At 71.7% G+C, this 22,986-nt stretch carries 20 protein-coding genes; 8 read left to right on the top strand and 12 right to left on the bottom strand.

Going from position 1 to position 22,986, the window contains the following annotated elements:
• Positions 1 to 38: 38 nt before the first annotated feature.
• On the bottom strand, positions 39 to 740 hold the full coding sequence (locus ACWEK3_RS16035; protein WP_450546598.1) for a hypothetical protein: 702 nt from the start codon (positions 738 to 740) through the stop codon (positions 39 to 41).
• Between the two features lie 121 nt (positions 741 to 861).
• Positions 862 to 1,167, bottom strand: coding sequence for a hypothetical protein (locus ACWEK3_RS16030; protein WP_450546585.1), 306 nt, complete (start codon positions 1,165 to 1,167; stop codon positions 862 to 864).
• Between the two features lie 540 nt (positions 1,168 to 1,707).
• Between ACWEK3_RS16030 and ACWEK3_RS16025 the strand changes: the two genes are divergently transcribed.
• The gene (locus ACWEK3_RS16025) at positions 1,708 to 3,333 is read left to right on the top strand and encodes a penicillin-binding transpeptidase domain-containing protein (RefSeq protein WP_453249918.1); all 1,626 of its coding nucleotides are present in this window, start codon (positions 1,708 to 1,710) and stop codon (positions 3,331 to 3,333) included.
• 133 nt (positions 3,334 to 3,466) lie between these two features.
• Positions 3,467 to 5,140 carry a penicillin-binding transpeptidase domain-containing protein gene (locus tag ACWEK3_RS16020; RefSeq protein WP_453249917.1) on the top strand — a complete coding sequence of 558 codons (1,674 nt, stop codon included), beginning with the start codon at positions 3,467 to 3,469 and terminating at the stop codon, positions 5,138 to 5,140.
• A gap of 153 nt (positions 5,141 to 5,293) precedes the next feature.
• On the opposite strand, the gene ACWEK3_RS16015 is transcribed toward ACWEK3_RS16020, so the two are convergent.
• Positions 5,294 to 5,653 carry an SsgA family sporulation/cell division regulator gene (locus ACWEK3_RS16015; RefSeq protein WP_453249916.1) on the bottom strand — a complete coding sequence of 120 codons (360 nt, stop codon included), beginning with the start codon at positions 5,651 to 5,653 and terminating at the stop codon, positions 5,294 to 5,296.
• Positions 5,654 to 5,819: 166 nt separating this feature from the next.
• On the opposite strand from ACWEK3_RS16015, the gene ACWEK3_RS16010 reads away from it, so the two are divergent.
• From ACWEK3_RS16010 to ACWEK3_RS15995, 4 genes are all read left to right on the top strand, one after another.
• Positions 5,820 to 6,875 (top strand): energy-coupling factor ABC transporter permease, encoded by a 1,056-nt coding sequence (locus ACWEK3_RS16010; protein ID WP_390726829.1) that lies wholly within the window; start codon positions 5,820 to 5,822, stop codon positions 6,873 to 6,875.
• 1 nt (position 6,876) lies between these two features.
• Complete coding sequence (gene cbiQ / locus ACWEK3_RS16005) at positions 6,877 to 7,638, top strand: cobalt ECF transporter T component CbiQ (protein WP_450546589.1); 762 nt, start codon at positions 6,877 to 6,879, stop codon at positions 7,636 to 7,638.
• Positions 7,635 to 8,384, top strand: a complete 750-nt coding sequence (locus ACWEK3_RS16000) for an energy-coupling factor ABC transporter ATP-binding protein (RefSeq protein WP_361411952.1) — start codon at positions 7,635 to 7,637, stop codon at positions 8,382 to 8,384. The genes cbiQ and ACWEK3_RS16000 overlap by 4 nt, the downstream gene beginning before the upstream one ends.
• 140 nt (positions 8,385 to 8,524) lie before the next feature.
• Positions 8,525 to 9,694, top strand: a complete 1,170-nt coding sequence (locus ACWEK3_RS15995) for a serine hydrolase domain-containing protein (RefSeq protein ID WP_450546591.1) — start codon at positions 8,525 to 8,527, stop codon at positions 9,692 to 9,694.
• A 16-nt stretch (positions 9,695 to 9,710) separates the two neighbouring features.
• Here ACWEK3_RS15995 and ACWEK3_RS15990 read toward each other — a convergent pair whose 3' ends face one another.
• The 5 genes from ACWEK3_RS15990 to ACWEK3_RS15970 all read right to left on the bottom strand — a co-directional run bounded on the left by ACWEK3_RS15990 (position 9,711) and on the right by ACWEK3_RS15970 (position 14,492).
• Positions 9,711 to 9,986, bottom strand: coding sequence for a DUF1876 domain-containing protein (locus ACWEK3_RS15990; protein ID WP_225074761.1), 276 nt, complete (start codon positions 9,984 to 9,986; stop codon positions 9,711 to 9,713).
• A gap of 89 nt (positions 9,987 to 10,075) precedes the next feature.
• The gene (locus ACWEK3_RS15985) at positions 10,076 to 10,921 is read right to left on the bottom strand and encodes a DMT family transporter (RefSeq protein ID WP_450546592.1); all 846 of its coding nucleotides are present in this window, start codon (positions 10,919 to 10,921) and stop codon (positions 10,076 to 10,078) included.
• Positions 10,918 to 11,418 (bottom strand): YbaK/EbsC family protein, encoded by a 501-nt coding sequence (locus tag ACWEK3_RS15980; protein ID WP_384082210.1) that lies wholly within the window; start codon positions 11,416 to 11,418, stop codon positions 10,918 to 10,920. Before ACWEK3_RS15980 ends, ACWEK3_RS15985 begins: the two co-directional genes overlap by 4 nt.
• A gap of 153 nt (positions 11,419 to 11,571) precedes the next feature.
• Complete coding sequence (locus ACWEK3_RS15975) at positions 11,572 to 13,788, bottom strand: MMPL family transporter (protein ID WP_453249915.1); 2,217 nt, start codon at positions 13,786 to 13,788, stop codon at positions 11,572 to 11,574.
• 104 nt (positions 13,789 to 13,892) lie between these two features.
• On the bottom strand, positions 13,893 to 14,492 hold the full coding sequence (locus ACWEK3_RS15970; protein ID WP_390727563.1) for a TetR/AcrR family transcriptional regulator: 600 nt from the start codon (positions 14,490 to 14,492) through the stop codon (positions 13,893 to 13,895).
• A gap of 155 nt (positions 14,493 to 14,647) precedes the next feature.
• Here ACWEK3_RS15970 and ACWEK3_RS15965 point away from each other — a divergent pair, with 155 nt between their 5' ends.
• Positions 14,648 to 18,082: a S41 family peptidase gene (locus ACWEK3_RS15965; protein WP_453249914.1), complete on the top strand. Its 3,435-nt coding sequence runs from the start codon at positions 14,648 to 14,650 to the stop codon at positions 18,080 to 18,082.
• 243 nt (positions 18,083 to 18,325) lie between these two features.
• Here the strand turns inward: ACWEK3_RS15965 and ACWEK3_RS15960 are convergent, their stop codons facing one another.
• The 4 genes from ACWEK3_RS15960 to ACWEK3_RS15945 form a co-directional block, all read right to left on the bottom strand.
• Positions 18,326 to 18,523 carry a hypothetical protein gene (locus tag ACWEK3_RS15960; RefSeq protein WP_361411998.1) on the bottom strand — a complete coding sequence of 66 codons (198 nt, stop codon included), beginning with the start codon at positions 18,521 to 18,523 and terminating at the stop codon, positions 18,326 to 18,328.
• A 96-nt stretch (positions 18,524 to 18,619) separates the two neighbouring features.
• Positions 18,620 to 19,513, bottom strand: a complete 894-nt coding sequence (locus tag ACWEK3_RS15955; RefSeq protein WP_450546595.1) for an SDR family oxidoreductase — start codon at positions 19,511 to 19,513, stop codon at positions 18,620 to 18,622.
• Positions 19,510 to 20,517, bottom strand: a complete 1,008-nt coding sequence (locus ACWEK3_RS15950) for an alpha/beta fold hydrolase (protein ID WP_453249913.1) — start codon at positions 20,515 to 20,517, stop codon at positions 19,510 to 19,512. Before ACWEK3_RS15950 ends, ACWEK3_RS15955 begins: the two co-directional genes overlap by 4 nt.
• Entirely contained in the window at positions 20,514 to 22,061 is a 1,548-nt protein-coding gene (locus ACWEK3_RS15945) for a flavin-containing monooxygenase (RefSeq protein WP_453249912.1), read from the bottom strand. Before ACWEK3_RS15945 ends, ACWEK3_RS15950 begins: the two co-directional genes overlap by 4 nt.
• A 204-nt stretch (positions 22,062 to 22,265) precedes the next feature.
• Here ACWEK3_RS15945 and ACWEK3_RS15940 point away from each other — a divergent pair, with 204 nt between their 5' ends.
• On the top strand, positions 22,266 to 22,886 hold the full coding sequence (locus ACWEK3_RS15940) for a MerR family transcriptional regulator (protein WP_450546599.1): 621 nt from the start codon (positions 22,266 to 22,268) through the stop codon (positions 22,884 to 22,886).
• Positions 22,887 to 22,986: the final 100 nt, after the last annotated feature.

Here is a 22,986-nt window from a genome sequence, read left to right as displayed (position 1 = left end):
TGGGCCGGGCGGACGGTCGGCGGCACAGCCGCAGGTCTTCAGACTGCTTTGGGGCGATCCTCGGGCCAGAGCACTGGGGGCCTGCGCCGCATGGGGGGATACAGCATCACCGCCGCGCAGACCACGGGTATGGCGGGAGGCACGAACCACCACGGGATGCCCGTCACACCTGCCAGGAACCCCACCCCGAGGCAGGCGCCGAGGATCGTGAAGAGTATCCGCCCGCCGCATGGATAAAAGGTGAAGGGCTCGTGGGAGCGAGGCCTGACAAGGCGTACCGCGCCGAACACCAACGTCTGAGCCGCGAGGAGCGCGGCGAGCGTACCTAGGGCGGCGTTCATCTGGAGCTCGTCCCGGGGTACATCAGTGGTGTTCTGCTGGACGCCGTCCTTGCTGAGCGCCACGATGTAGCGGTGCCAGAGGGTGGCGGTGACCTGGTCGCCCGGCTCCAGCCGCTCGAAAAGCGGCCCCTGGTCATTGAAATCCACGTATCCCTGCCAGGAGCCCTCGTTCTTCAGGGTTGCCTTGTAGGTCTTGGATCTCGTGCCGGTCTCCTCCGTCTTCACGACGGTGATCTGCCAGGTACTCAGGCAGTTCTCCTGCACCTGTGCCGTCGCTCGAGCGGCACAGGGCCCGGCCGCGCGGTAGTCCTGGAGTTGCTCCCTGCTGGAGGGCAACCACGCGGTGAACGCGAGGTAGCAGAGCACCGCCAGTGTCGCAGACAGCAGGATCAGCAGCACGCCTGTGAACCGCGTCCGGCCCGGCGACTTCCGGCTTGCACTGCCCTTGTTCGGCTGTCTGCCCGCACTGTGCGCCATCGCCCGCGCTGTCATCGGCTCCCCGCCCTCGATTGCCCCACGGCTAGGGCATGCCGCTGCCCTGCCGATGACGACCCGTGTACTGGCCCACCATCATCACGATGAAGCCGGTCAGCATAAGCGGGCCGAAGGACAGGAGCCGGATGTCGGGGTCGCTGCTCACCAGCGCCAAGACCACCTGCAAGCAGAAGGCGAAGGCAACCACCAACTGACCCCAGCCGTAGACACGCACGCGGCGGACCGAACGCCGGTTCCAGCGGGGCACCCAGCCACGGGTAATCGCCGCCACGCCCGAGGCGGCGTAGAGCGACGCCACCAGAACAGAAGGTATGACGAGATAGAGCCTCATGGTCCCTCCCTGCACGCTGGACCCACGCCAGGCATCGCCGTGATCATGACACCCGCCGGACGCCTCGTCCACGCGCAGCGCCTTCCACGACTGACCTTCAGGGACTCTCCCGAGCAGCTCGCCTACGGTCCGAGACCTCCATGGAGATCACCGATCCCGCCGCCACCAAAGCGCCCAACAACACGACATCGCGCCACGGCTGTCCGTCCCACAGATGCGAGACCACAGCGGCGCAGCCGGAAAAGAGCAGCGCGATGCCCGCCATCACTGAGCGGCGTATCCACCGGGAGTGCATCCGTCCGGCCGTGCGCCGGTCATTCGTCATGACCAACCCCTATCCCGGAAGGACTGTTCGTGTTCGAGATTCGCGTCATCTGTGATTCGGCCGACACCGACCATGGCGTTCACGGATGTGACTGAACACCTGGGTCCGGGTCAGCCGGCTGATCACTGTTCGGACACCATTCGAAAACAGCCCTCACAGTTGCCCCGTCGGCCACTTACAGTGCGGTGGGGCCGCAACGGGGAGGGAGCGCTTCCATGCGCAAGGGGGTCAAGGCCGCCATCGTCGGCGGGGTGTTCGCCGCGATGATCGGCGGGGCGGGGTACGGGACGTACAACTTCGTGCACGCGCTGAACGGGAACACGGTCGCCGGCGGCGGGCCGGCGCCGGTCAAAACCGGGCCGCCGAGCCGGGACGAGGTGAAGGAGACCTCGGCGAAGTTCTTCGCGGCCTGGGAGAAGAACGAGTCGGCGGAGGCCGCGTCGTACACGGACTTCCCGGAGGCGGCCGAGCAGTTGCTCACGGCCTACGGAGGCGACGCCCACATCACCGATGTGAAGATCACACCCGGGACCGCCTCCGGGGCCACCGTGCCCTTCTCGGTCAAGGCCACCGTGTCGTACGACGGGAAGTCCAAGCCTCTGGCCTACGACAGCCGGCTGACGATCGTGCGGGGCGTGTCCAGCCACCAGCCGCTGGTCGACTGGCAGCCCTCGGTCGTACACCCCGACCTGGTCAAGGGCGACACGCTCGTCACCGGAGGGTCGGCTTCCCCGCCGATCGAGGCCGTCGACCGCGACGGCGCCGTACTGACCAAGGACAAGTACCCCTCGCTCGGACCGATCCTGGACGAGCTGCGGGCCAAGTACGGCGACAAGGCGGGCGGCGAGCCGTCGGTCGAGCTGAGCATCCGGCACGAGGCCTCCGGCGCCGCCGAGACCCCGCTGATCACCCTGGCCAAGGGCCGTCCCGGCAAGCTGCGCACCACCCTCAGCGCGAGTGCGCAGGCGGCGGCCGAGCGGGCCGTGCAGCGGTACGCCGAGTCGTCCGTGGTCGCCGTGAAGCCGTCCACCGGCGAGGTGCTCGCGGTCGCCAACCACCGGGCGGACGGTTTCAACGCGGCCTTCCTCGGCCGGCTCGCGCCCGGCTCCACCATGAAGATCCTCAGCGCGGCCACCCTGATCGACAACGGGATCACCACGGCCGCCGGTCCCGCCCCCTGCCCGAACGAGGCGGTGTGGCAGAGCCAGACCTTCCACAACCTCAAGAACATGCCGCCCAACGAGAACGCCACCCTCTCGGAGAGCTTCGCCCGGTCCTGCAACACGGCGTTCGTGAAGTACGCGGACGAGGTCCAGGTGGACTCCCTGACCAGGGAGGCCGAGGAGCGCTTCGGGCTCGGCCGGGACAACTGGAAGGTCGGCGTACCGTCCTTCGACGGCTCCGTCCCCGCCTCCGGCGGCCCGGACACCGCCGCCAACCTGATCGGGCAGGGCCAGGTGCAGATGAGCCCGCTGAACATGGCGTCGGTGACGGCGACCGCGATGACCGGCACCTTCCGCCAGCCCGTCATCGTGTCCACGAAGCTCGACGGCCGCCCGCTCGCCCAGGCCCGGGGCCTGTCGGCCGGCACGGTCGGCCAGCTGCGGCAGATGATGAACCGCACCGCCACCAGCGGCACCGCGGCCTCCGCGATGTCCGGACTCGGCGGCAGCATCGGCGCGAAGACCGGCTCCGCCGAGGTCGACGGCCAGGCCAAATCCAACAGCTGGTTCACCGGTTACCACAACGACATGGCAGCCGCCGCCATGACCCAGGAGGGCGGCCACGGCGGCGACGCGGCGGGCCCGATCGTGGCAGCCGTCCTGCGCACGGCAGGCTGACGCCCCCGGGCCGTACCCGAACCCCACCCCCCGGACGCATCCGCGCGAGAGGCCCTAGGGTGGGGCCGTCATTGAGGATCGTGGGGGCGATGGGGCAGCGGGGCCCCGGGGGACTGGCGGAGGACGGAAGGCAGTGGGCAAGAGAAGGCGCGTCGCCGAGCGACGGAAGACGACTCCGGCCGTGGTCGGCGGGGTGATCGCCGTGGTCGTCGTCGGGGCGGGCATCGGCGCCTACGCGATGTACGGGGGCGATTCGGCGGCCGACGACGGGAAGCAGACCGCGGCCGGCCACGGTGAGGCGGAGAAGAAGACCGGCCCGCTGTCGGCGGCCGAGGTGCGGACCGCGGCCGAGGGGTTCCTGGCGGCCTGGCAACAGGGCAACCCCGCCGTGGCGGCCGCCGCGACCAACGACACCGCGGCGGCCACCGCCCTGCTGACCGGCTACGCCAAGGACGCGCACCTGAAGGACGTCACCCTGACCGCGGGCACCGCCGCGGGCGGCAAGGTGCCGTTCTCCGTGAAGGCCACGGTGTCGTACAAGGGCCTGACCAAGCCGCTGGCGTACGACAGCGCGCTGACCGTCGTCCGGGGCGGCGCAGACGGCAAGCCGGTCGTGGACTGGCACTCCTCCGTCGTCCACCCCGAGCTGAAGGACGGCGACTCCCTCGTCACCGGCGAGGCCGGCACCCCGCCGGTCAAGGCCCTGGACCGGGGCGGCGACGAGATGACCACCACCAAGTACCCGTCGCTGGGTCCCGTCCTGGACGGGCTGCGCGAGAAGTACGGCGAGACGGCCGGGGGCAGCGCGGGCGTGGAGCTGCGCGTGATCCGCGGCAAGGCGTCGAAGAAGGCGGAGCTGTCCGACAAGACGCTCGTCGAGCTGAGCAAGGGCAAGCCGGGCACGGTGAAGACGACGCTGAGCCCGTCCCTCCAGACGGCGGCCGAGAAGGAGGTGTCGAAGACCGAGCGGGCCTCGGTGGTCGTGATGCGTCCGTCGACCGGCGAGATCCTCGCGGTGGCGAACTCCAACCACGGCTTCAACATCGCCTTCCAGGGTTCCCTCGCCCCCGGCTCCACGATGAAGGTCATCACCTCGTCGCTGCTCTTCGAGAAGAAGCTGGCCTCGGCCGACAAGCCGCACCCCTGCCCGAAGACCTTCACCTACGGCGGCTGGAAGTTCCAGAACGACAAGAAGTTCGAGATCAAGAACGGCACCTTCAAGGCGAGCTTCGCCCGCTCCTGCAACACGGCCTTCATCAGCCAGGCGCCGAAGCTCAAGAACTCCGACCTGACCCAGCAGGCCCAGCAGGTCTTCGGCCTGGGGCTGGACAACTGGGCGGTCGGAGTACCGACCTTCGACGGCGCGGTCCCGGTGCAGTCGGCGGCCCCGATGGGCGCCTCGCTCATCGGGCAGGGCGGGGTCCGAATGAACCCGCTGAACATGGCGTCGGTGGCCTCGACGGTCAAGGCGGGCGTCTTCCACCAGCCCTACCTGGTCTCCCCGTCCGTCGACAACCGCAAGCTGGCCATCGCCTCCCGGACGATGTCCGCCTCCACCCTGTCCCAACTGCGCGAGGTGATGCAGTACACCGCCGCGTACGGCACGGCCGCCGAGGCCATGGCCGGACTCGGCCCGGACTACGGCGCGAAGACGGGCTCCGCCGAGGTCGACAACCAGAAGAAGGCCAACGGCTGGTTCACCGCCTACCGCGGCGACCTCGCGGCCGCGGGTGTCGTCCAGGCGGGCGGCCACGGCGGCGACACGGCCGGTCCGATAGTGGCGTCCCTGCTGAAGGCGGGAAACTGACGACGGCCGGGCACCGAGAACTGACGACGGCCGCGCACATCACCGGCGGCCGGCGTCACCGGCGGACCCACGTCACCGGCGGACCCACGTCACCGGCGGACCCACGTCACCGGCGGACCCGCGTCACCGGCGGTTGGCATCACCCGCGAGTCGTCACCCGTGGGCGACCACCGCCGGTGACGCCGCCGCCCGGTAGGTCCGCCGCAGGAACCTGAGCAGTGTCTTCGTCTCGAGCTGCACCACCGAGACTCCGCGCGCGGAGTGGAACTCGATCACGGCCTGCACCCGGCCGCAGGGCCACACCCGCACGTCACCGCTGCCGACCGGGGCGAGCAGCCCCTGTTCGAGCAGTGACCGGGGGAAGGTCCACTCGTGCGGGCCGGGCAGGTCCACCTGCACGACGCGCGGATCCTGAAGGGGGTCGTAGCGCAGGACGACCGGGACGGCCCCGACGTCCTCGGGGACGTCGTCCCTGAGGATGTGGGCTCGTGCGTGCTGTTCGACTACCGACATCGGACGACCCCTAACGCTGTGTGACGTATGCGAGGGCTGAACATCCGCTTCCCCTCCAATGTCGCATATTTCCAGGATTCCGCTTCTCGAACATCCGGGAAACGGCACACATCCACGAGACCCTCGCTCTTGCAAGAGGTTCGCAACAAGCCTCTATCATCGAACGGTGCATGTGCCTGACGGATTCATCAACGCCCCCATCTCCGTAGCCACCGGAGTCGTCGCCGCCGGCGCCGTCGCGGTGAGCCTGCGCGGTGCGCGCCGGGAACTCGACGAACGGACCGCGCCGCTGGCCGGTCTCGTCGCGGCGTTCATCTTCGCCGTGCAGATGCTGAACTTCCCCGTCGCGGCCGGCACCAGCGGCCACCTCCTCGGCGGGGCACTGGCCGCGATACTCGTGGGCCCCTTCACCGGGGTCCTGTGCGTCAGTGTCGTCCTGCTCATGCAGGGCATCCTCTTCGCCGACGGCGGCCTGACCGCGCTCGGCGTCAACATCACCGACATGGCGATCGTCACGACGGTGGTGGCCTACGCCGTCTTCCGCGGACTGGTGAAGGTGCTCCCGCGGCGCCGTCGCTCGGTCACCGCGGCCTCCTTCGCCGCCGCGCTCGTCTCCGTCCCGGCCGCCGCCGTCGCCTTCACGCTGATCTACGCGGTCGGCGGCACCACCGACGTGGCGATCGGCAAGGTCGCCACCGCCATGATCGGCGTGCACGTCCTCATCGGCATCGGCGAGGCCGCGATCACCGCGCTGACCGTCGGCGCCGTCATCGCCGTACGCCCGGACCTGGTGTACGGCGCGCGCGGCCTGGAGCAGCGCCTGAAGCTGCGGGTGAACGGCGAGCTCGTCGACGCCCCCGCGGCCGAGCCGGCGCCCGTGCCCGCCGCCGCCCGGTCCCACCGCAAGCTGTGGATCACCGGCCTGGTCACCTCCCTCGTCCTCGCCGGGTTCGTGAGCTTCTACGCCTCGGCCAACCCCGACGGTCTGGAGAAGGTCGCCCACGACCAGGGCATCGACCAGAAGGAGGAGCGGCACGCCTCGTCCGGCTCCCCGCTCGCCGACTACGGCGTCAAGGACGTCTCCGACGCCCGGCTGTCCGGCGGGCTCGCGGGCGTGATCGGCGTCGGGACGACCGTCGTCGCGGGCAGCACGGTCTTCTGGGTGGTTCGCAGGCGCCGTACGGCCGCCGAGCCGTCCGCCCCCTCCTCCCAGGCCGCCTGACATGGGGGCGGGCCACGCGCACCGGCTGTACCGGCACGGGCACTCCCCCGTGCACGCGCTGCCGCCGCACACCAAACTGGCAGCGGCCTTCGCCTTCGTCGTGGTCGTGGTGTCGACCCCGCGGGAGGCGATGTGGGCGTTCGCCGTGTACGCCGTCCTGCTCGCCGCCGTCGCCTCCGCGGCCCGCGTGCCCGCCGGCTTCCTGCTCAAGCGGCTGCTGATCGAGGTCCCGTTCGTCGCCTTCGCGGTGCTCATGCCGTTCGTGGCCCAGGGCGAGCGGGTGGACGTCCTCGGGATGTCGCTGAGCGTGAACGGGCTGTGGGGCGCCTGGAACGTGCTCGCCAAGGGCACCCTCGGCGTCGCCGCGTCCGTGCTGCTGGCGAGCACGACGGAGCTGCGCGAACTGCTGCTGGGCCTGCAACGCCTGAAGCTGCCGCCGCTGCTGGTGCAGATCGCCTCCTTCATGATCCGCTACGGCGACGTCATCGCCGACGAGATGCGGCGGATGCGGATCGCCCGTGAGTCACGCGGGTTCGAGGCGCGCGGGATCCGGCACTGGGGCGTGCTCGCCAAGTCCGCGGGCGCGCTGTTCATCCGCTCCTACGAGCGCGGGGAGCGGGTGCACCTGGCCATGGTGAGCCGGGGCTACGCCGGTTCGATGCCGGTCATCGACGAGGTGACCGCGTCCCGGGCGCAGTGGTCGTACGCCCTGGCCCTCCCGGGCACGGCCCTCGTCGTCTGTCTGCTGGGATGGGTCCTATGACAGCTTCTCTGGAGGTCTCCGGCCTCGCCTTCGCCTACCCCGACGGCCACCAGGCCCTGTTCGGTGTCGACTTCGCCATCGGGCGCGGCGAGCGGGTCGCCCTGCTCGGCCCCAACGGCGCCGGGAAGACCACCCTCGTGCTGCATCTGAACGGCATCCTGAGCGGGGGTACCGGGACGGTGACGGTCGCCGGGCTGCCGGTCGGCAGGAAGCACATGGCCGAGATCCGGCAGAAGGTCGGCATCGTCTTCCAGGACCCGGACGACCAGTTGTTCATGCCGACCGTGCGGGAGGACGTGGCCTTCGGGCCCGCGGCGGCCGGACTCAAGGGGCCGGAGCTGGAGGCGCGGGTCACCACGGCCCTGGAGCGGGTCGGCATGCGGGACTTCGCCGACCGCCCGCCGCACCACCTCTCCTTCGGCCAGCGCCGCCGGGTCGCGGTGGCGACCGTCCTCGCCATGGAGCCGGAGATCCTGGTCCTGGACGAGCCCTCGTCCAACCTCGACCCCGCCTCGCGCCGTGAACTGGCCGACATCCTGCGCTCGTTGGACGTGACCGTGCTCATGGTCACCCACGACCTGCCGTACGCGCTGGAGTTGTGCCCGCGCTCGCTCGTCCTGAGCGACGGCGTGATCGCGGCGGACGGACCGACCGGCGAACTGCTCTCCGACGACGCCCTGATGCGCGCCCACCGCCTGGAGCTGCCCTTCGGCTTCGACCCGCGGTCCGTGACGATGGGCGCCTGACACGTCGGGACGGGCAGACGGCAGACGCGCGGGCAGCGTCGACATAACGATCGCGCCAAGCCGACCGGTCGCAGGAATCGCAGGCCGGGACCGCCGGTTGCACCCACTGTCGCAGGCGAAGAGCGGAAGGAGTGGCGGACGTGGACGTGCACGGCACAGTGGCCGAGGGCTTCGAGCCGGTCGGGGAGGCGTTCGCGGCGAACTTCGCGCTGCGGGGCGAGCGGGGCGCGGCGGTCGCCGTGTACCGGGACGGGCACAGGGTCGTGGACCTGTGGGCGGGGACGCGGGACGTCGACGGTACGGCGGACTCGGCGCCCTGGGAGCGGGGCACCGCTCAGATCGTGCGCTCGGCGACCAAGGGCGTCGCCGCCGCCGTGCTCCTGCTGCTGCACCAGCGCGGGGAGCTGGACCTGGACGCGCCGGTGGGAACGTACTGGCCCGAGTTCAAGGCCGCGGGCAAGGAGCGGACCCGGGTCCGCGACCTGCTCGCCCACCGCGCGGGCGTCCCCGTCCTCGACCGGCCGCTGACACCGGAGCAGGCCGCCGATCCGGCGCTGGGTGCCGAGGCGGTCGCCGCGCAGGCGCCGGTCTGGGAGCCGGGCACGGACCACGGCTACCACGCGCAAACGTACAGCTGGCTGACCGGCGAGCTGGTGCGGCGCGTCACGGGCCGCACGATCGGCGAGTGGATAGCGCGCGAGGTGGCCGGCCCGGTGGGGGCCGACCTGTGGGTGGGGCTGCCGGCCGACGAGGCCGGGCGCGTGGGCCGGGTGGGCCAGGTGGAGCCGCCGCCTTCCGCGTCGGGCCTGCGCACCCGCCCCAAGCGGTCCGTGGCCGAGGCGTACGCCGACCCGGAGTCGCTGACCCGGCGGGCGTTCGCGGCGATCACCCCGCTGCCGGACGAGAACGACCCCGCCTACCGCGCGGCGGTCCTGCCCGCGTCCAACGGCATCGCCACGGCCGACGGTCTGGCCCGCTTCTACGCGGCGCTGGTCGGCGAGGTGGACGGCGGCAGCCGCCTGTTCACCCCGCAGACCATGGAGCTGGCCCGCACGGAGCACTCCGCCGGGCCCGACCGCGTGCTGGTCGCCCCCACCCGCTTCGGCCTCGGCCACATGCTGCACAGCCCGGCGTCCCCGCTGCTGGGCCCCGGCTCCTTCGGCCACCCCGGTCGCGGTGGCGCCCTGGCCTTCGCCGACCCGGACTCGGCCATCGCCTTCGCCTACGTCACCAACGGCTTCCACCCCAATGTGACGGCGGACCCCAGGGCTCAGGCCCTGGTCCACGCGCTGCGCACGTCCCTGGCGTAGCGCTCCCTGTGGGAGTTCAGACGTGGATGGGCTGCGACGTGCGGCCCGACGCCTGGTCGATCTCGCCGTGCGCCTTGGTCAGGAGCTGCATGGCGAGTTCGTTCAGGGCCCTCGCGCCGGCGATCTCCTCGCCGACCCGCGGCTGATCGGAGTCGGTGTGGTGGCGGCTGGCCCTGCCGTGGGCCCGGACCTCGCTGCCGTCGGGCAAGCGGACCAGCGCCGCCGCCCGGGTGTGCTGCCCGTCCTCCTGGAACTCCAGCTCGATGTGCCATCCCACAACGGTCTTCATCATGACGGTCACCTCCGGAACACCTCCTTCCAGGGTGCCCCTCGGCCGCCGCCCGCGCACCCAAGGAGTCCGCGCCGGCCAAGGAATCCGCGCTAGCCGGTGTGCAGCATCAGCCCGATGCCGACCACCAGCAGTCCGGCGGCCGCGATGCGCGGCGCCCCGAAGCGCTCCTTGAAGAAGACGGCGCCGATCGCGGCGCCCACGATGATCGACGACTCCCGCAGCGCGGCGATCGGCGCGAGTTCCGCTTTCGTCTGCGCCCACAGCACCAGCGCGTACGCCGCCACGGACAGCGCCGCCCCGAGCAGCCCCACCGCGGCGTACGGCCGCAGCGCGGCGACCGTGCGCCCGCGCCAGTGCCACACCGCGTACGCCGGGATCACCACGCCCTGGATCGCCATCAGCCAGGCGATGTACCCGAGGGACGACCCGGAGGCCCGCACCCCGAGCCCGTCGAGGACCGTGTACGCCGCGATGGCCAGTCCGGTCGCAAGGGCGGCGCCGATCGCCGCCCAGTCGGGCCGGCGGCCGCGCAGACCCCACAGGGCGACACCGGTCAGGCCGGCGCAGGACACGGCGATGCCCGCGGCCGCCCAGCCGCCGGGCACCTCGTGCGCGAAGACGGCGGCGAGCACGGTGACGACGAGCGGGGCGGTGCCGCGCGCGATCGGATAGGCCTGCCCGAAGTCGCCGAGCCGGAAGGACTTCATCAGCAGGGCGTAGTACACGACGTGGATCGCGGCCGAGACGAGCAGGTACGGCCACGCGCCGCGGGCCGGGAGCGCGGCGAACGGCGCCATGGCCAGCCCGATCAGCAGGCCGCCGCCCGCGATCAGGGTGAACCCGGTCAGTTTGTCGGTGATGCGGTGGGCGATCGCGTTCCAGCTGGCGTGCGTGACCGCGGCGAGCAGGACGGCCGCGGTGACCGCCGGCGTCACGAGGTGCGCTCGCGCACGTCCACGAGGACGCCCCCGGCCTGGGCGACCAGCGCCCCGGGTGCCATGGGGAAGACGGTGTACGGGGTTCCGGCGGCCGCCCAGATGACGTCGTGGTCCAGCAGCGACCGGTCGGCGAGCACGCGGGTCCGGGTCCGGTGCCCGAAGGGCGGTACGCCGCCGATGGCGTACCCGGTCGCCTCCCGCACGACATCCGCCTTGGCCCGTGTGACCTTCTCGGCGCCCAGTTCCTCCCGGACACGCTCGACGTCCACCCTGGAGGCACCGTCCATGAGCACCAGCACCGGCTCGCCGTCGACGGCGAAGATCAGCGACTTGCAGATCTGGCTCAGCTCGCAGCCGACGGCCGCCGCGGCCTCGGCGGCGGTCCTGGTCGCCTCGGGAAACCTGCGGACCTCGGGGATCAGCTCGTCGAGCCCCAACTCACGCAGGGCGTCGGCGAAACGGGGGTGGGCTCCTGACTCGGATGTCGTCGTCATGAACGGCAGGCTAGCTGCCGGTTACGGACATCACGAAAGAATTCCCACGTGGTGGACGAGGCTGTCGAACACGGCCGAACACGGCCGAGGCCGGTGAGGGTGCGCCGTCCCCACGGCACCCTCACCGGCCGGTCCCTCCGGTGAGCTACGAGCTCACACCTGTACGAGTTCCCGCTGCTCGTCCGGGTCGGCGTGCCGCGGCTGCTCGGCGTGCAGGGCCGTGCCCTCCACGTCCACGTCGGGCAGGGCGCGCTCCAGCCAGCCGGGCAGCCACCAGGCCCGGCGGCCCAGCAGGGCCAGTACGGCCGGCACGATCGCCATGCGCACGATGAACGCGTCGAAGAACACCGCAATCGCCAGCCCGAAGCCGATCATCTTGACCATCGACTCGCTGGAGCCGATGAAGCCGGAGAAGACGGCGATCATGATGACCGCGGCGGCCGTCACCACCCGTGCGCCGTGCCGGAACCCGGTCACCACGGCCTGGCCCGGCTTCTCCCCGTGGACGTACGCCTCGCGCATGCGGGTGACGAGGAACACCTCGTAGTCCATCGCGAGGCCGAAGACGACGCCCACCATGAAGATCGGCATCATCGACATCACCGGGCCGGTCTCCTCCACGTTCATCAGGCCCGACAGCCAGCCCCACTGGAAGACCGCGACCACCGCGCCGAGCGCCGCCAGCACCGACAGCAGGAAGCCGAGCGCCGCCTTGAGCGGGACCAGGACCGAGCGGAAGATCACGATCAGCAGCAGGAAGGCCAGGCCGACCACCAGCGCCAGATACGGCAGCAGCGCGTCGTTGAGCTTCTGCGAGACGTCGATGTTCATCGCCGTGGAGCCGGTGACCAGAACCTTCGCGTCGGTCTTCGCCTCGATGTCGCCGCCCGCGCCGCGGATGGCGTGCACCAGGTCCTCGGTGGCGGTGGAGGACGGCTTGGAGTCGGGGACGACGGTCACGGTCGCGGTGTCGCCGGCCTTGTTGGGCTGCGCCTCCGTCACCGTGACGACGTTCTTGAGACCCTTGATCTCTTCCGTGACCTTGGTGAAGGACGCCTTGGGGTCGGCGCTGTCCTTGGCGTCGACCACGACCATCAGCGGGCCGTTGAAGCCGGGGCCGAAGCCCTCCGAGAGCAGGTCGTAGGCGCGGCGCTGGGTGGTGGAGACGGGCTGGGAGCCGTCGTCCGGCAGGCCCAGTTCGAGGGAGGCGGCCGGGATCGCGGCGGCGCCCAGGCCGAGCACGCCGAGCAGCAGCACGGCGACCGGGCGGCGGACGACGAAGCTCGCCCAGCGGGTGCCCATGTTGGGCCGGTCCGGCTGCCGCGCGGGGCGCCCGCGGCGGAGCAGCCCGCTCTTCGCGCCGGTCGGCTTGACCTTGCGGCCCGCGAAGCCCAGCAGGGCCGGGATCATCGTCAGCGCGATGAGGACGGCAATGACGACCGTGCCTGCCGCCGCCAGGCCCATCTTCGTCAGCATCGGGATGTTGACCACGGACAGGCCCACCAGGGCGATCACGACCGTCAGCCCGGCGAAGACCACCGCGGAGCCCGCGGTGCCGACGGCCCGTCCGGCCGCCTCCTCGCGCTCACGGCCCTCGGCGAGTTCGGCGCGGTAGCGGGAGACGATGAACAGGGCGTAGTCGATGCCGACCGCGAGGCCGATCATCGTGGCCAGGATGGAGGTGGTGGAGCCCAGGTCCAGGGTGTGGGCGAGGGCGGTGATCGTCGAGACTCCGATGCCGACGCCGACGAGCGCGGTCAGCAGCGGAAGTCCGGCCGCGAGAAGCGAGCCGAAGGTGATGACGAGCACGACGGCCGCGACCGCGATGCCGATGACCTCGCTCGCGCCGGTCTGCGGCGCGGTCTGGAGGGCGTCGCCGCCGATCTCCACGGTCAGCCCGGCGTCCCGCGCCTGCTGCGCGGCCTCGTTCAGGGCGGTGCGCGAGGAGTCCTCCAGCTCCATGCCGGAGACCTTGTACCGCACCGACGCGTAGGCGATCGTGCCGTCCTGGCTGACGGCCCTTCCGGTGTAGGGGTCGGCTACGGAGGCCACCTCGGAGCCGTGGGACAGGTCCTCGACCGTCTTCTCGACGGTCGCCTTGTTCCCGGCGTCCGTCATCTTCTCGCCGCTCGGCGCCTTGAACACCACGCGGGCGGTGGCCCCGTCGGCGCTCGCCCCCGGGAAGCGCTGTTCCAGCAGGTCGAAGGCCTTCTGCGCCTCGGTGCCCGGGATGGAGAAGGAGGTATTTCCGGCGGTCGGCGCGGAAACGGCGCCGACGCCCGCCAGGGTCAGCAGTGCCAGCCAGATCAGGGCGACGAAGTGCCGTCGCCGGAAGGCGAGGCGGCCGAGTCTGTAGAGGAACGTGGCCACGTTGACGTACTCCCGGTCATGTCGTGGGGGTGGTTGTGGGCAGGGGTGATCAGCCCGACGACGTGAGCGGTGACGTCAGAGAGTGGGCTTGCTGGGGAGAGGTGTCAGGAGGTCGGTACGCCGAGGGCGGGGAGGACCACGGCGTCGATGTACGAATGCAGGAAGGCCTGGGTCGGCGGCTGGGCCTCGATGAGCGCCCGGACGACGAAGCCGCCGGCCAGCATGTGCACCACGAAGTCCAGCGCCGGGCAGTCCGCCCGGATCTCGCCCCGGTCGACGGCGCGTTGCAGCAGTGCGCGGAACTCGGCCATCTCCGGTTCGATGAGCTGCTCCCGGAAGGCCTGTCTGAGGTCCGGGTTGGTGTGCATCGCCATGGCCAGGGCCCGCATCAGCGCGGAGTTCTGTTCCATGACGCAGTCGTCCTCGCGGGTGACGAGGGCGTGCAGGTCGGTGCGGAGCGTTCCGGTGTCGATCGTGTCGAGCCGCACCGGCTTGCCGTGCCGCATGGCCCCCACGACGAGCTCGGCCTTCCCGCCCCACTGGCGGTAGAGGGTGGCCTTGCTGGACCGGGTGCGGGCGGCGACGGCGTCCATGGTGAGGGAGTCGTAGCCGACCTCGCGGAGCAGGTCGAGCACCGCGGCGTACAGCTCCGCCTCACGCTCGGGCGTGATGCGGCTGCGGCGCCCGGTCGCGACCTCGGCCATGTCTGCCGCCTTCCCGCTTGGAACGACACCGTTTCGTACACGAAGAAGGTAGCGCACCCCTCTAACGAAACGAAACCGTTTCGCACGTGTCCTGGGTCACGACTGTCGGTTCGGCATAAGTTGCTGCGGCCCATACCCGGGCAAAGCATGGGAACGTGAGCTATCTGCGCCTGCCGCACCTCAGCGGCGACCTGCTGTGCTTCGTGGCCGAGGACGACCTCTGGCTGGCGCCGCTCGACGGAGCGGGCCGTGCCTGGCGCCTCACGGTGGACCGCACGAAGGTCGGCCCTCCCCGCTTCTCCCCCGACGGGCGGCACATCGCGTACACGAGCTGGCGCAGTCTGGTGCCCGAGATCCACCTGGTCGCGGTGGACGGCGGACCGGCCCGCCAGCTGACCTACTGGGGCAGCACCGACACCCGGGTGTGCGGATGGGCGCCGCCCGACGAACACGGCCGCACCGACATCCTCGCCGTCACCTCCCACGGCGAGCCGTTCTCCTACTTCACCTGGGCCTACAAGGTCGGCACCGACGGCTCCCCCGGCCGCAAGCTGCCCTGGGGGCCGGTCTCCGACCTCCAGGTCGCCGACGTGGCCGGCGGCCACAAGACCCTGCTGCTGACCGGAACGCCGCCGCACGAACCGGCCTCCTGGAAGCGGTACCGGGGCGGCGCGACGGGCCGGCTGTGGCTGCACGGACAGCGGCTGCTCGCCGACATCGGCGGACATCTGGCCTGCCCGATGTTCGTCGGCGGCCGGATCGCCTTCCTCTCCGACCACGAGGGTGTCGGCAACCTCTACTCCTGCGCCCCCGACGGCTCCGACCTGCGCCGGCACACGGACCACGACGCCTTCTACGCCCGGCACGCCTCCAGCGACGGCACGCGGGTGGTGTGCCAGTGCGCGGGCGACCTGTGGATCATGGACGACCTGTCCGCGGACTCGGTCCCGCGCCGGCTCGAGGTGCGGCCGAGCGGGCCGCAGGCGGGCCGCCGCCTCTACCAGGTGCCGGCCGCCCAGCACGTCGACGGCATCTCCGTCGACGAGACGGGCCGGGCCAGCGCGGTCGTCGTACGCGGGTCCCTGCACTGGCTGACCCACCGCGACGGCCCCGCCCGCACCCTCATCGACACACCCGGTGTGCGCATCCGGCTGCCGGAGATGCTCGGCGAGACCGGCCAGGTCGCCTACGTCACCGACGCGGACGGCGAGGACGCCGTCGAGATCACCCACCTGCCCCGGGCCAGCGGCACCCGCCCGCTGCGCCGGCTCGCCTCCGGCCGCCTCGGCCGCGTTCTGGAGACGGCCTCCGACCCCGCCGGCGAACGACTGGCCCTCGCCTCCCACGACGGCCGCCTGCTGCTGCTCGACGTAAGCGATGTAAGCGACGTGAACGAGGGGGAGACGGCGGAGGCGGCCGAGGGGGCGGAGGGGCCGGAGGCGGCCGCGGGCGCCTCGCCGAGCGGGGAGACCTCCGCCGGTCCGGATACTGCCAAGGGCCCCGCGGACGCCGGTGCGACCGGTGCGCCCGGTGCGACGGAAGGTCCGACCGCCCCCGACGCGACGGGCGGTTCGGCCGACCGTCTCACCGAGTTGGTGCGGTCCGTGAACGGGCCCGTGCGGGACCTGGCGTTCTCGCCCGACGGGGCATGGCTGACCTGGTCGCATCCCGGGGTCGGGCGTTCGCTGCGGCAGATCAGGATGGCGCGGATCCAGGACCGCCTGATCGTCGACGTCACCAACGGCCGCTTCGAGGACGAGAACCCGGTGTTCACCCGGGACGGCCGGTATCTGGCCTTCCTGTCCTGGCGCGGCTTCGACCCGGTGTACGACGTGCACACCGGCGACCTGTCCTTCCCGCTCGGCTGCAAGCCGTACCTCGTTCCGCTGTCCTCCGCGACCCCGTCCCCCTTCGCGCTGAACCCCGAGGGGCGGCCGGCGGCAGGCGGTCTGGACCCCGTCGAGGACGAGGAGACCGGCGAGTCCGGCGCGGTGACCGTGGAGGTCGAGGGCCTGGCGAACCGAGTCACCCCGTTCCCGGTCATCGCCTCCAAGTACTCGGCGCTGCACCCGGTCACCGGCGGCGGCCTGGTCTGGCTGCGCTGGCCGATCTCCGGCGCCCTGGGCGAGACGTTCGTCAACCCGGACGACACCACCGGCCGGCCGACGCTGGAGCACTTCAACATCAGCAAGGCCAAGAAGTACGAACTCGTCGGTCACCTGGACTGGTTCGCGGTCAGCGGCGACGGCACCCGGCTGGTCGTCGTCGACGAGGGCGACCTGCGCGCGGTGCCGTCCACCGAGATCGGCGACAGCGACACGACGACCTGGATCGATCTGCGCCGGATCCTGCACGTGGTCGACCCGGCCGCCGAGTGGCGCCAGTCGTACGAGGAGGCGGGCAGGTTGATCCGCGCCTACTTCTGGGAGCCGGACATGTGCGGCATCGACTGGGACGCGGTGCTCGCGCAGTACCGCCCGCTGGTCGAACGCGTCGCGTCCCCGGACGAGTTCGCCGACCTGCTGCGCGAGGTCCTCGGCGAACTGGGCACCTCCCACGCCTACGTCTCCCCCGCCCGCCGCAACGAGGGCCCCGCGCACTACCAGCGCCTTCAGGGGCTGCTCGGCGCCAACCTGATGTGCCATGACGGCCGTTGGGTCGTCCGGCGGATCCTGCCCGGCGACTCCTCCGACTCCAAGGCCCGCTCCCCGCTGGCCGGCGCGGGCATCCGCGAGGGCGCGGTGCTCACCCACGTCGACGGGCGCCCGGTGGATCCGGTGACGGGCCCCTACCCGCTGCTCGCGGGAACGGGCGGCACGACGGTGGAGCTGACGTTCTCCCCCGCGGAGGGCCAGGGACCGCCGCGCCGGGTCGCCGTCGTGCCACTGGTCGACGAGCGCCCGCTGCGCTACCAGGACTGGGTGGCCAAACGCCGGGCCGTCGTACGGGAGTTGAGCGGCGGCCGATGCGGCTACCTGCACATCCCCGACATGGGCGGCTCCGGCTGGGCGCAGTTCAACCGGGACCTGCGCATGGAGGTGTCCCGGCCCGCGCTGATCGTCGACGTCCGCGGCAACGCGGGCGGTCACATCAGCGAGTTGGTCATCGAGAAGCTGACCCGCACCATCCTCGGCTGGGACCTGACCCGCAACGCCCAGCCGGTGTCGTACACCTCCGACGCTCCCCGCGGGCCCGTCGTGGCCCTCGCCGACGAGGCGACCTCGTCCGACGGCGACATGATCACGGCCGCCTTCAAACTGCTCAAGCTGGGGCCCGTGGTCGGCCAACGCACTTGGGGCGGGGTGGTCGGCATGACTGGCCGGCACCGCCTCGGTGACGGCACGGTGATCACGGTGCCGATGAACGCGGCCTGGTTCGACGCCTACGGCTGGTCCGTCGAGAACCACGGCGTCACCCCCGACGTGGAGAGCCTGCGCACCCCCCTGGACTGGGCAGAGGGCCGCCACGTCGAGATGGACGACGCGATCGAACTGGCCCTGGAACTCCTGGCCGCCAACCCGGCGGCGATCCCGCCGGACTACCGCGACGTACCCGACCGTTCGCGGCCGAAGCTGCCTCCGCGTCGCTGAGCGACGGGACTTGAGCGACAGGTCACGCTCGCCGGACTTGTGCGGCCGGACTTGCGCGGCCGGACCCGCGGTGTCCGTCCCACACGGCCGGACTTGCGCACTGCCGAGCGGCCGGACTTGCGTGCCGCTGAGCGACCCGACCCCGGCACCACAGCACGGACGTGGGGTGCCCCGGCATCCGGGACACCCCACACCGTCACGGCCGAGGCCGAGCGCAGCAACAACGCTGACTACGGGCCGTGGTTAGCGGTCGTAGTCCTGGTTGAGGCGGTCTTCCATCTCGTCCGGCGTGTCGTGGGTGTCCTGACGCCCACGCTCGCGCGGCTGGGACGGGCGCTGCCCGGCCTTCTCACGGCCCTCGCCGGGCCGCTCGCCGGGGCGCTGCCGGCCCTGCTGCTGCCGCTGCTCGGACGGGTCCTGGTACTTGTCCTTCATACCCATGCTGTTCACTCCCGTGTTGGGTGAGTGGGATCCCCAAGTGGGCTAGGGGATCGGCCTCGACCAGATTCACACGGGCGGTGACCCTGCGCATGTCGATCAGTGACGTTGCGTAGCCGGTGCGGATCGGTGCCGCTCGTCGGCCGCGCCACCCGCTCCGACCAGCCCGGTCCGCACCCCCGACAGCCGGTCCGCGAAGCGCCGTACCTCGCGCTGCCCCACGGTCCCCACGACGCCCGGCAGCCACCCGCGCACGCCCTGCATCCCGCGCAGCCACCACTGCCCGTACACATGGGCGGCGCGCCGCTCGATCCCGGCCACGATCCGGTCCACCGCCGGCCCCAGCGGATAGGTCCGGCCGGCCGGCCACGGCAGCCGCTGCCTCAACTCCCGCATGACGTCGTCCTGATCGGCACCGCGCACCATGTCGGTGTCGGTCCACGACAGGTAGGCGACGCCCACCCGCACGCCCCGGTGGCCGACTTCGGCCCGCAGGCTGTGCGCGTACGCCTCCACACCGGACTTGGAGGCGCAGTACGCCGTCATCATCGGCGCCGGGGTGAGGGCGGCGAGCGAGGCGATCTGGAGCAGGTAGCCGCGGCTCGCGGTGAGCGCCGGCAGGAACGCCCGCCCGGTGACCGCCGATCCGATGAGGTTGACCTCGATCACCCGCCGCCAGGAGTCGGGGTCGGAGTCGGCGAACGGACCGCCGCTCGCCACACCCGCGTTGGCGACCACGATGTCGACCCTGCCGAACCGCTCCTCGACCTCCGCCGCGACCCGGGCCATCGCCTCGTGGTCGGTGACGTCGGCATGCCAGTGGGCGCTCTCGCCGTGCAGCCGCTTGCCGACTTGTTCGAGCAGGTCCGGCTCCAGGCCGACCAGCGCGATCTTCGCGCCCCGCGCGGACAGTTTGCGGGCGAGTAGTTCGCCGACGCCCCGCGCGGCCCCCGTGACGACCGCGACCTGCCCCTCCAGGCTCACCCTGCTCATGCGCCCTCCCTGATCCGTGCGTCGTCGTGCTGCTCGTGTGCGCTTCCACGGCCGGTGGCCTGACCGGGGACGTGACCGGTGACGAGTTCCCGTATCTTCCCGGTGACCAGCCCGGGCGCCTCCACCGGCGTCATGTGGCCGAGCCCCGGAAGCTCGGTCAGGCCGAGGCAGTCGGGCAGCGCGGCGGCCAGCGCCCGCGCGTGCCCCGGCGGGGTCAGCCGGTCGGCCGTGCCCGCGACGACCGCCACCGGCACCCTCAACTGCCTTACATGGTCGTCGAGATCGAGCCGGTCCAGCACCTGCGACCAGGCGTGGCGCACCCGGCGCGGACAGGCGTGCACGATCCGTGCGCACGCCTCGACCATGTGCGGCGCCGAACCGGGGCCCATCGTGGCGTACTTGAGGATCCGCCGGGCGAGCGGAGTGACCGGCCCGAGCGGCGCCCGGGAGCCGAGGACGCGCCGGGTCAGCCAGGTACGCGGCCGGCCGGCCCGGATCGGTACGACGGTCGACCGGGCGACCAGCCGTGAACTGCCCGTACTGCACAGCAGAACGGCCGCCGCGTGTTCCTGGAAGCCGGGCCGGCCGGCCGCGGCCATCACCGTCATCCCGCCCATCGAGTGTCCCGCGACCACCGCCTTCTCGCCGGGCGCGAGCGTCGCCGCGAGCACGGCTTCGAGGTCGTCGGCGAGCGCATCGGTGCCGTATCTCCGGCTCGCCGGGCTGCGTCCGTGGCCGCGCTGGTCGTAGGCGATGACGCGGTGGTCGGTGGCCAGATCCCGGATCTGCGCGGCCCAGAAGGCGGTGGAGCAGGTCCAGCCATGGGCGAGGACGACGGCCGGGGCAGCGGGTTCGCCCACCGGCCCGTGCACCTCGACGTGCAGCCGGGCCCCGTCGGCGGAGACGGCGGTGAGTTCGCGGGCGGGGACGGGAGCGGCGTACGAATCCGTGGCAGCGTGGTCTTCCGGACGGCCCCCGGCCGCCCGGCGGGCGGGACGGCTCACGCGTCCACCTCCACGGGCCGCCGCGCCGGGGTCCGACCGGCCCCGCCTTGGGATCCGGGTGCCCGGAGGACCTGGTACTCCGCGAGATCCACCCGCCGTGTGGCCTGCCGGAACTCGGTGGTCGTACCGGGCCAGACGGTGGTGTTGCGGCCGCCCGCGTCCAGGTACCAGCTGGTGCAGCCACCGGTGTTCCACACCGTGCGCTTCATGCGCTCCTGCACCTTGCGGTTCCAGGCGTTCACGGCGCTGGGCCGGGCGTCGAGGGCGACCCGGCCGCCGAGGACGCGCAGTTGGCGCAGGTAGTCGGCCAGGTAGTTCAGCTGGGACTCGATCATCAGGATCATCGAGGAGTTCCCGAGGCCGGTGTTGGGGCCGATGATCGTCATCCAGTTCGGGAAGCCGGCCGCGGACGCCCCGCGCAGCGCGGCCATGCCGTCCTTCCAGCTCTCGGCGAGCGTACGGCCGTCCGCGCCGACGACCCGCGCGGCGATCGGCATGTCGGTGACGTGGAAGCCGGTGCCGAAGACGATCGCGTCCACCTCGGCCTCGGTGCCGTCGGCGGCGACGACGGTCGACCCGCGGACCTCGCTCAGTCCGCTGGCGACGACGTCCACGTTGTCCTGCGCGAGTGCCGGATAGTACGTGCTGGACAGCAGTATCCGCTTGCAGCCGATGCGGTAGTCGGGGGTGAGCTTGGCCCGCAGGTCCGGGTCCTTGATGGCGCGGGACATGTTGAGCCGGGCCAGCCGCTCCACGAAACCGAGCTGGCCCGGATGCCTGGTGAACGCCTGGACCTGCAACTCCCGGATGCCCCACAGCAGTCCGCGGCGCAGTTGCGCGGTCAGCGGCAGCGCACGGTGCATCCGGCGCTCGACGCCGCTGATCTCGCGGTCGACGCGGGGCATCACCCACGGCGGGGTGCGCTGGAAGAGGGTGAGCCGGGCGACCTCGGGCTGGATGGACGGCACGATCTGGATCGCGGAGGCTCCGGTGCCGACCACGGCGACCCGCTTGCCCGCGAGGTCGTGGTCGTGCTCCCAGCGGGCGGAGTGGAAGACCTTGCCGGGGAAGGAGTCGAGCCCCGGTATGTCCGGGACCTTCGGTTCGGACAGCGGCCCGGTCGCGCCGACCACGACGTCGGCCGACAGGTTCCCGCTCGTGGTCTCGATGTCCCAGCGCAGCTTCTCGGCGTCCCAGGTCATCCTCGTGACCTCGGAGTGGAGGCGCAGGTGCGGGCGGAGGCCGAAGACGTCCGTGACGTGTTCCAGGTAGGCGCGGATGTGCTCCTGCCCGGAGAAGGTGCGCGGCCAGTCGGGGTTGGGCGCGAACGAGAACGAATACAGGTGCGAGGGCACGTCGCAGGCGCATCCCGGATAGCTGTTGTCGCGCCAGGTGCCGCCGACGCCGCCGGCCCGCTCCAGCACGACGAAGTCGGTGATGCCCTCCCGGCGCAGCCGCACGGCGGCGCCCAGTCCGCCGAAGCCGGACCCGATCACCGCCACCCGCACATGCCGGTATTCGTGCTCGTGTTCGTGCTCGGCCATTGAGCGCCCCTCCCATGACTCGCGTACAGCGACCCGCGTGCAGCCTTCAGCGACTCTGCCAGTGAACACTGGCGCAATGGGGAGAGTAGAGGAGGTCCGTACCGACCGGTAGGGGGCGGCAGAGGAAAAGTTACCGCCGGTACAACATAGGCTGCTCCCGTGGCAGGAGAAGGTGGAGCACGCGGCGGCCGACGCGAGTACCGCATGGAGGAGCTGGCCAGGCTGGCCGGTATCACCGTGCGCACCCTGCGCTTCTACCGCGAGCGCAAACTGATCCCGCCACCGCGCCGCGAGGGCCGTATCGCCTGGTACGACGACCACCACCTGGCCCGCCTGCGCACGATCTCGGCGCTGCTGGAACGCGGTCACACCCTCAACGGCGTCGCCGAACTGGCCGAAGCCTTCGACCACGGCCGCGACGTCGGCGACCTGCTGGGCCTCGGCGCCCCCACCGAGGAGACCCCGGTCCGCCTGACCCCCGAGGAACTCGCCGACCACTTCGCGGGCGAGGTCACCGCCGAGAACCTGGCCGCCGCCATGGAACTCGGCTACCTGGGCACCGACGGCGACGAGCTCGTCCACATCAGCCGCCGGCTGCTGGACGTCTCCGCCGCCCTGGTCCGCGAGGGCATCCCCCTCGCCGAAGTCCTCGAAGCCGGCCGCCGTGTCCGCGAACACGCCGACGCCCTCGCCGAGCTCTTCACCGCCCTGATCCTGCGTCACGGTCCCGAGGACGACCTGAAGCGGCTGCGGCCGCTGGCCAAGAGCGTGGTGGAGGCGGAGGTGTCGATGGCCCTGGACCGGCGGCTGCGCAAACAGCCGTAGTGGTGACTAGTGCCGCGGCAGGCAACGTTTGCCCGTGAAGGAGCGGCGTCCGGTGCGTGCTCTGGGGGTACCCCCTGCTCGAAGAGCTTGGGGGAGTGCC

This window comes from Streptomyces sp. NPDC004721 (assembly GCF_053601495.1).
Note: the sequence above shows the minus strand (reverse complement) of the source record. Positions and strands in the feature narration are given on the sequence as shown.

Bases quoted from the DNA above. Each gene is read 5' to 3' on its own strand.
- ACWEK3_RS15960 (WP_361411998.1), bottom strand. From the start codon at position 18,523: ATGGGTATGAAGGACAAGTACCAGGACCCGTCCGAGCAGCGGCAGCAG.
- ACWEK3_RS16015 (WP_453249916.1), bottom strand. From the start codon at position 5,653: ATGTCGGTAGTCGAACAGCACGCACGAGCCCACATCCTCAGGGACGAC.
- ACWEK3_RS16025 (WP_453249918.1), top strand. From the start codon at position 1,708: ATGCGCAAGGGGGTCAAGGCCGCCATCGTCGGCGGGGTGTTCGCCGCG.
- ACWEK3_RS16000 (WP_361411952.1), top strand. From the start codon at position 7,635: ATGACAGCTTCTCTGGAGGTCTCCGGCCTCGCCTTCGCCTACCCCGAC.
- ACWEK3_RS15980 (WP_384082210.1), bottom strand. From the start codon at position 11,418: ATGACGACGACATCCGAGTCAGGAGCCCACCCCCGTTTCGCCGACGCC.
- ACWEK3_RS16030 (WP_450546585.1), bottom strand. From the start codon at position 1,167: ATGAGGCTCTATCTCGTCATACCTTCTGTTCTGGTGGCGTCGCTCTAC.
- ACWEK3_RS15970 (WP_390727563.1), bottom strand. From the start codon at position 14,492: ATGGCCGAGGTCGCGACCGGGCGCCGCAGCCGCATCACGCCCGAGCGT.
- ACWEK3_RS15990 (WP_225074761.1), bottom strand. From the start codon at position 9,986: ATGATGAAGACCGTTGTGGGATGGCACATCGAGCTGGAGTTCCAGGAG.
- ACWEK3_RS15955 (WP_450546595.1), bottom strand. From the start codon at position 19,513: ATGAGCAGGGTGAGCCTGGAGGGGCAGGTCGCGGTCGTCACGGGGGCC.
- ACWEK3_RS15945 (WP_453249912.1), bottom strand. From the start codon at position 22,061: ATGGCCGAGCACGAACACGAGCACGAATACCGGCATGTGCGGGTGGCG.
- cbiQ (WP_450546589.1), top strand. From the start codon at position 6,877: ATGGGGGCGGGCCACGCGCACCGGCTGTACCGGCACGGGCACTCCCCC.
- ACWEK3_RS15940 (WP_450546599.1), top strand. From the start codon at position 22,266: ATGGAGGAGCTGGCCAGGCTGGCCGGTATCACCGTGCGCACCCTGCGC.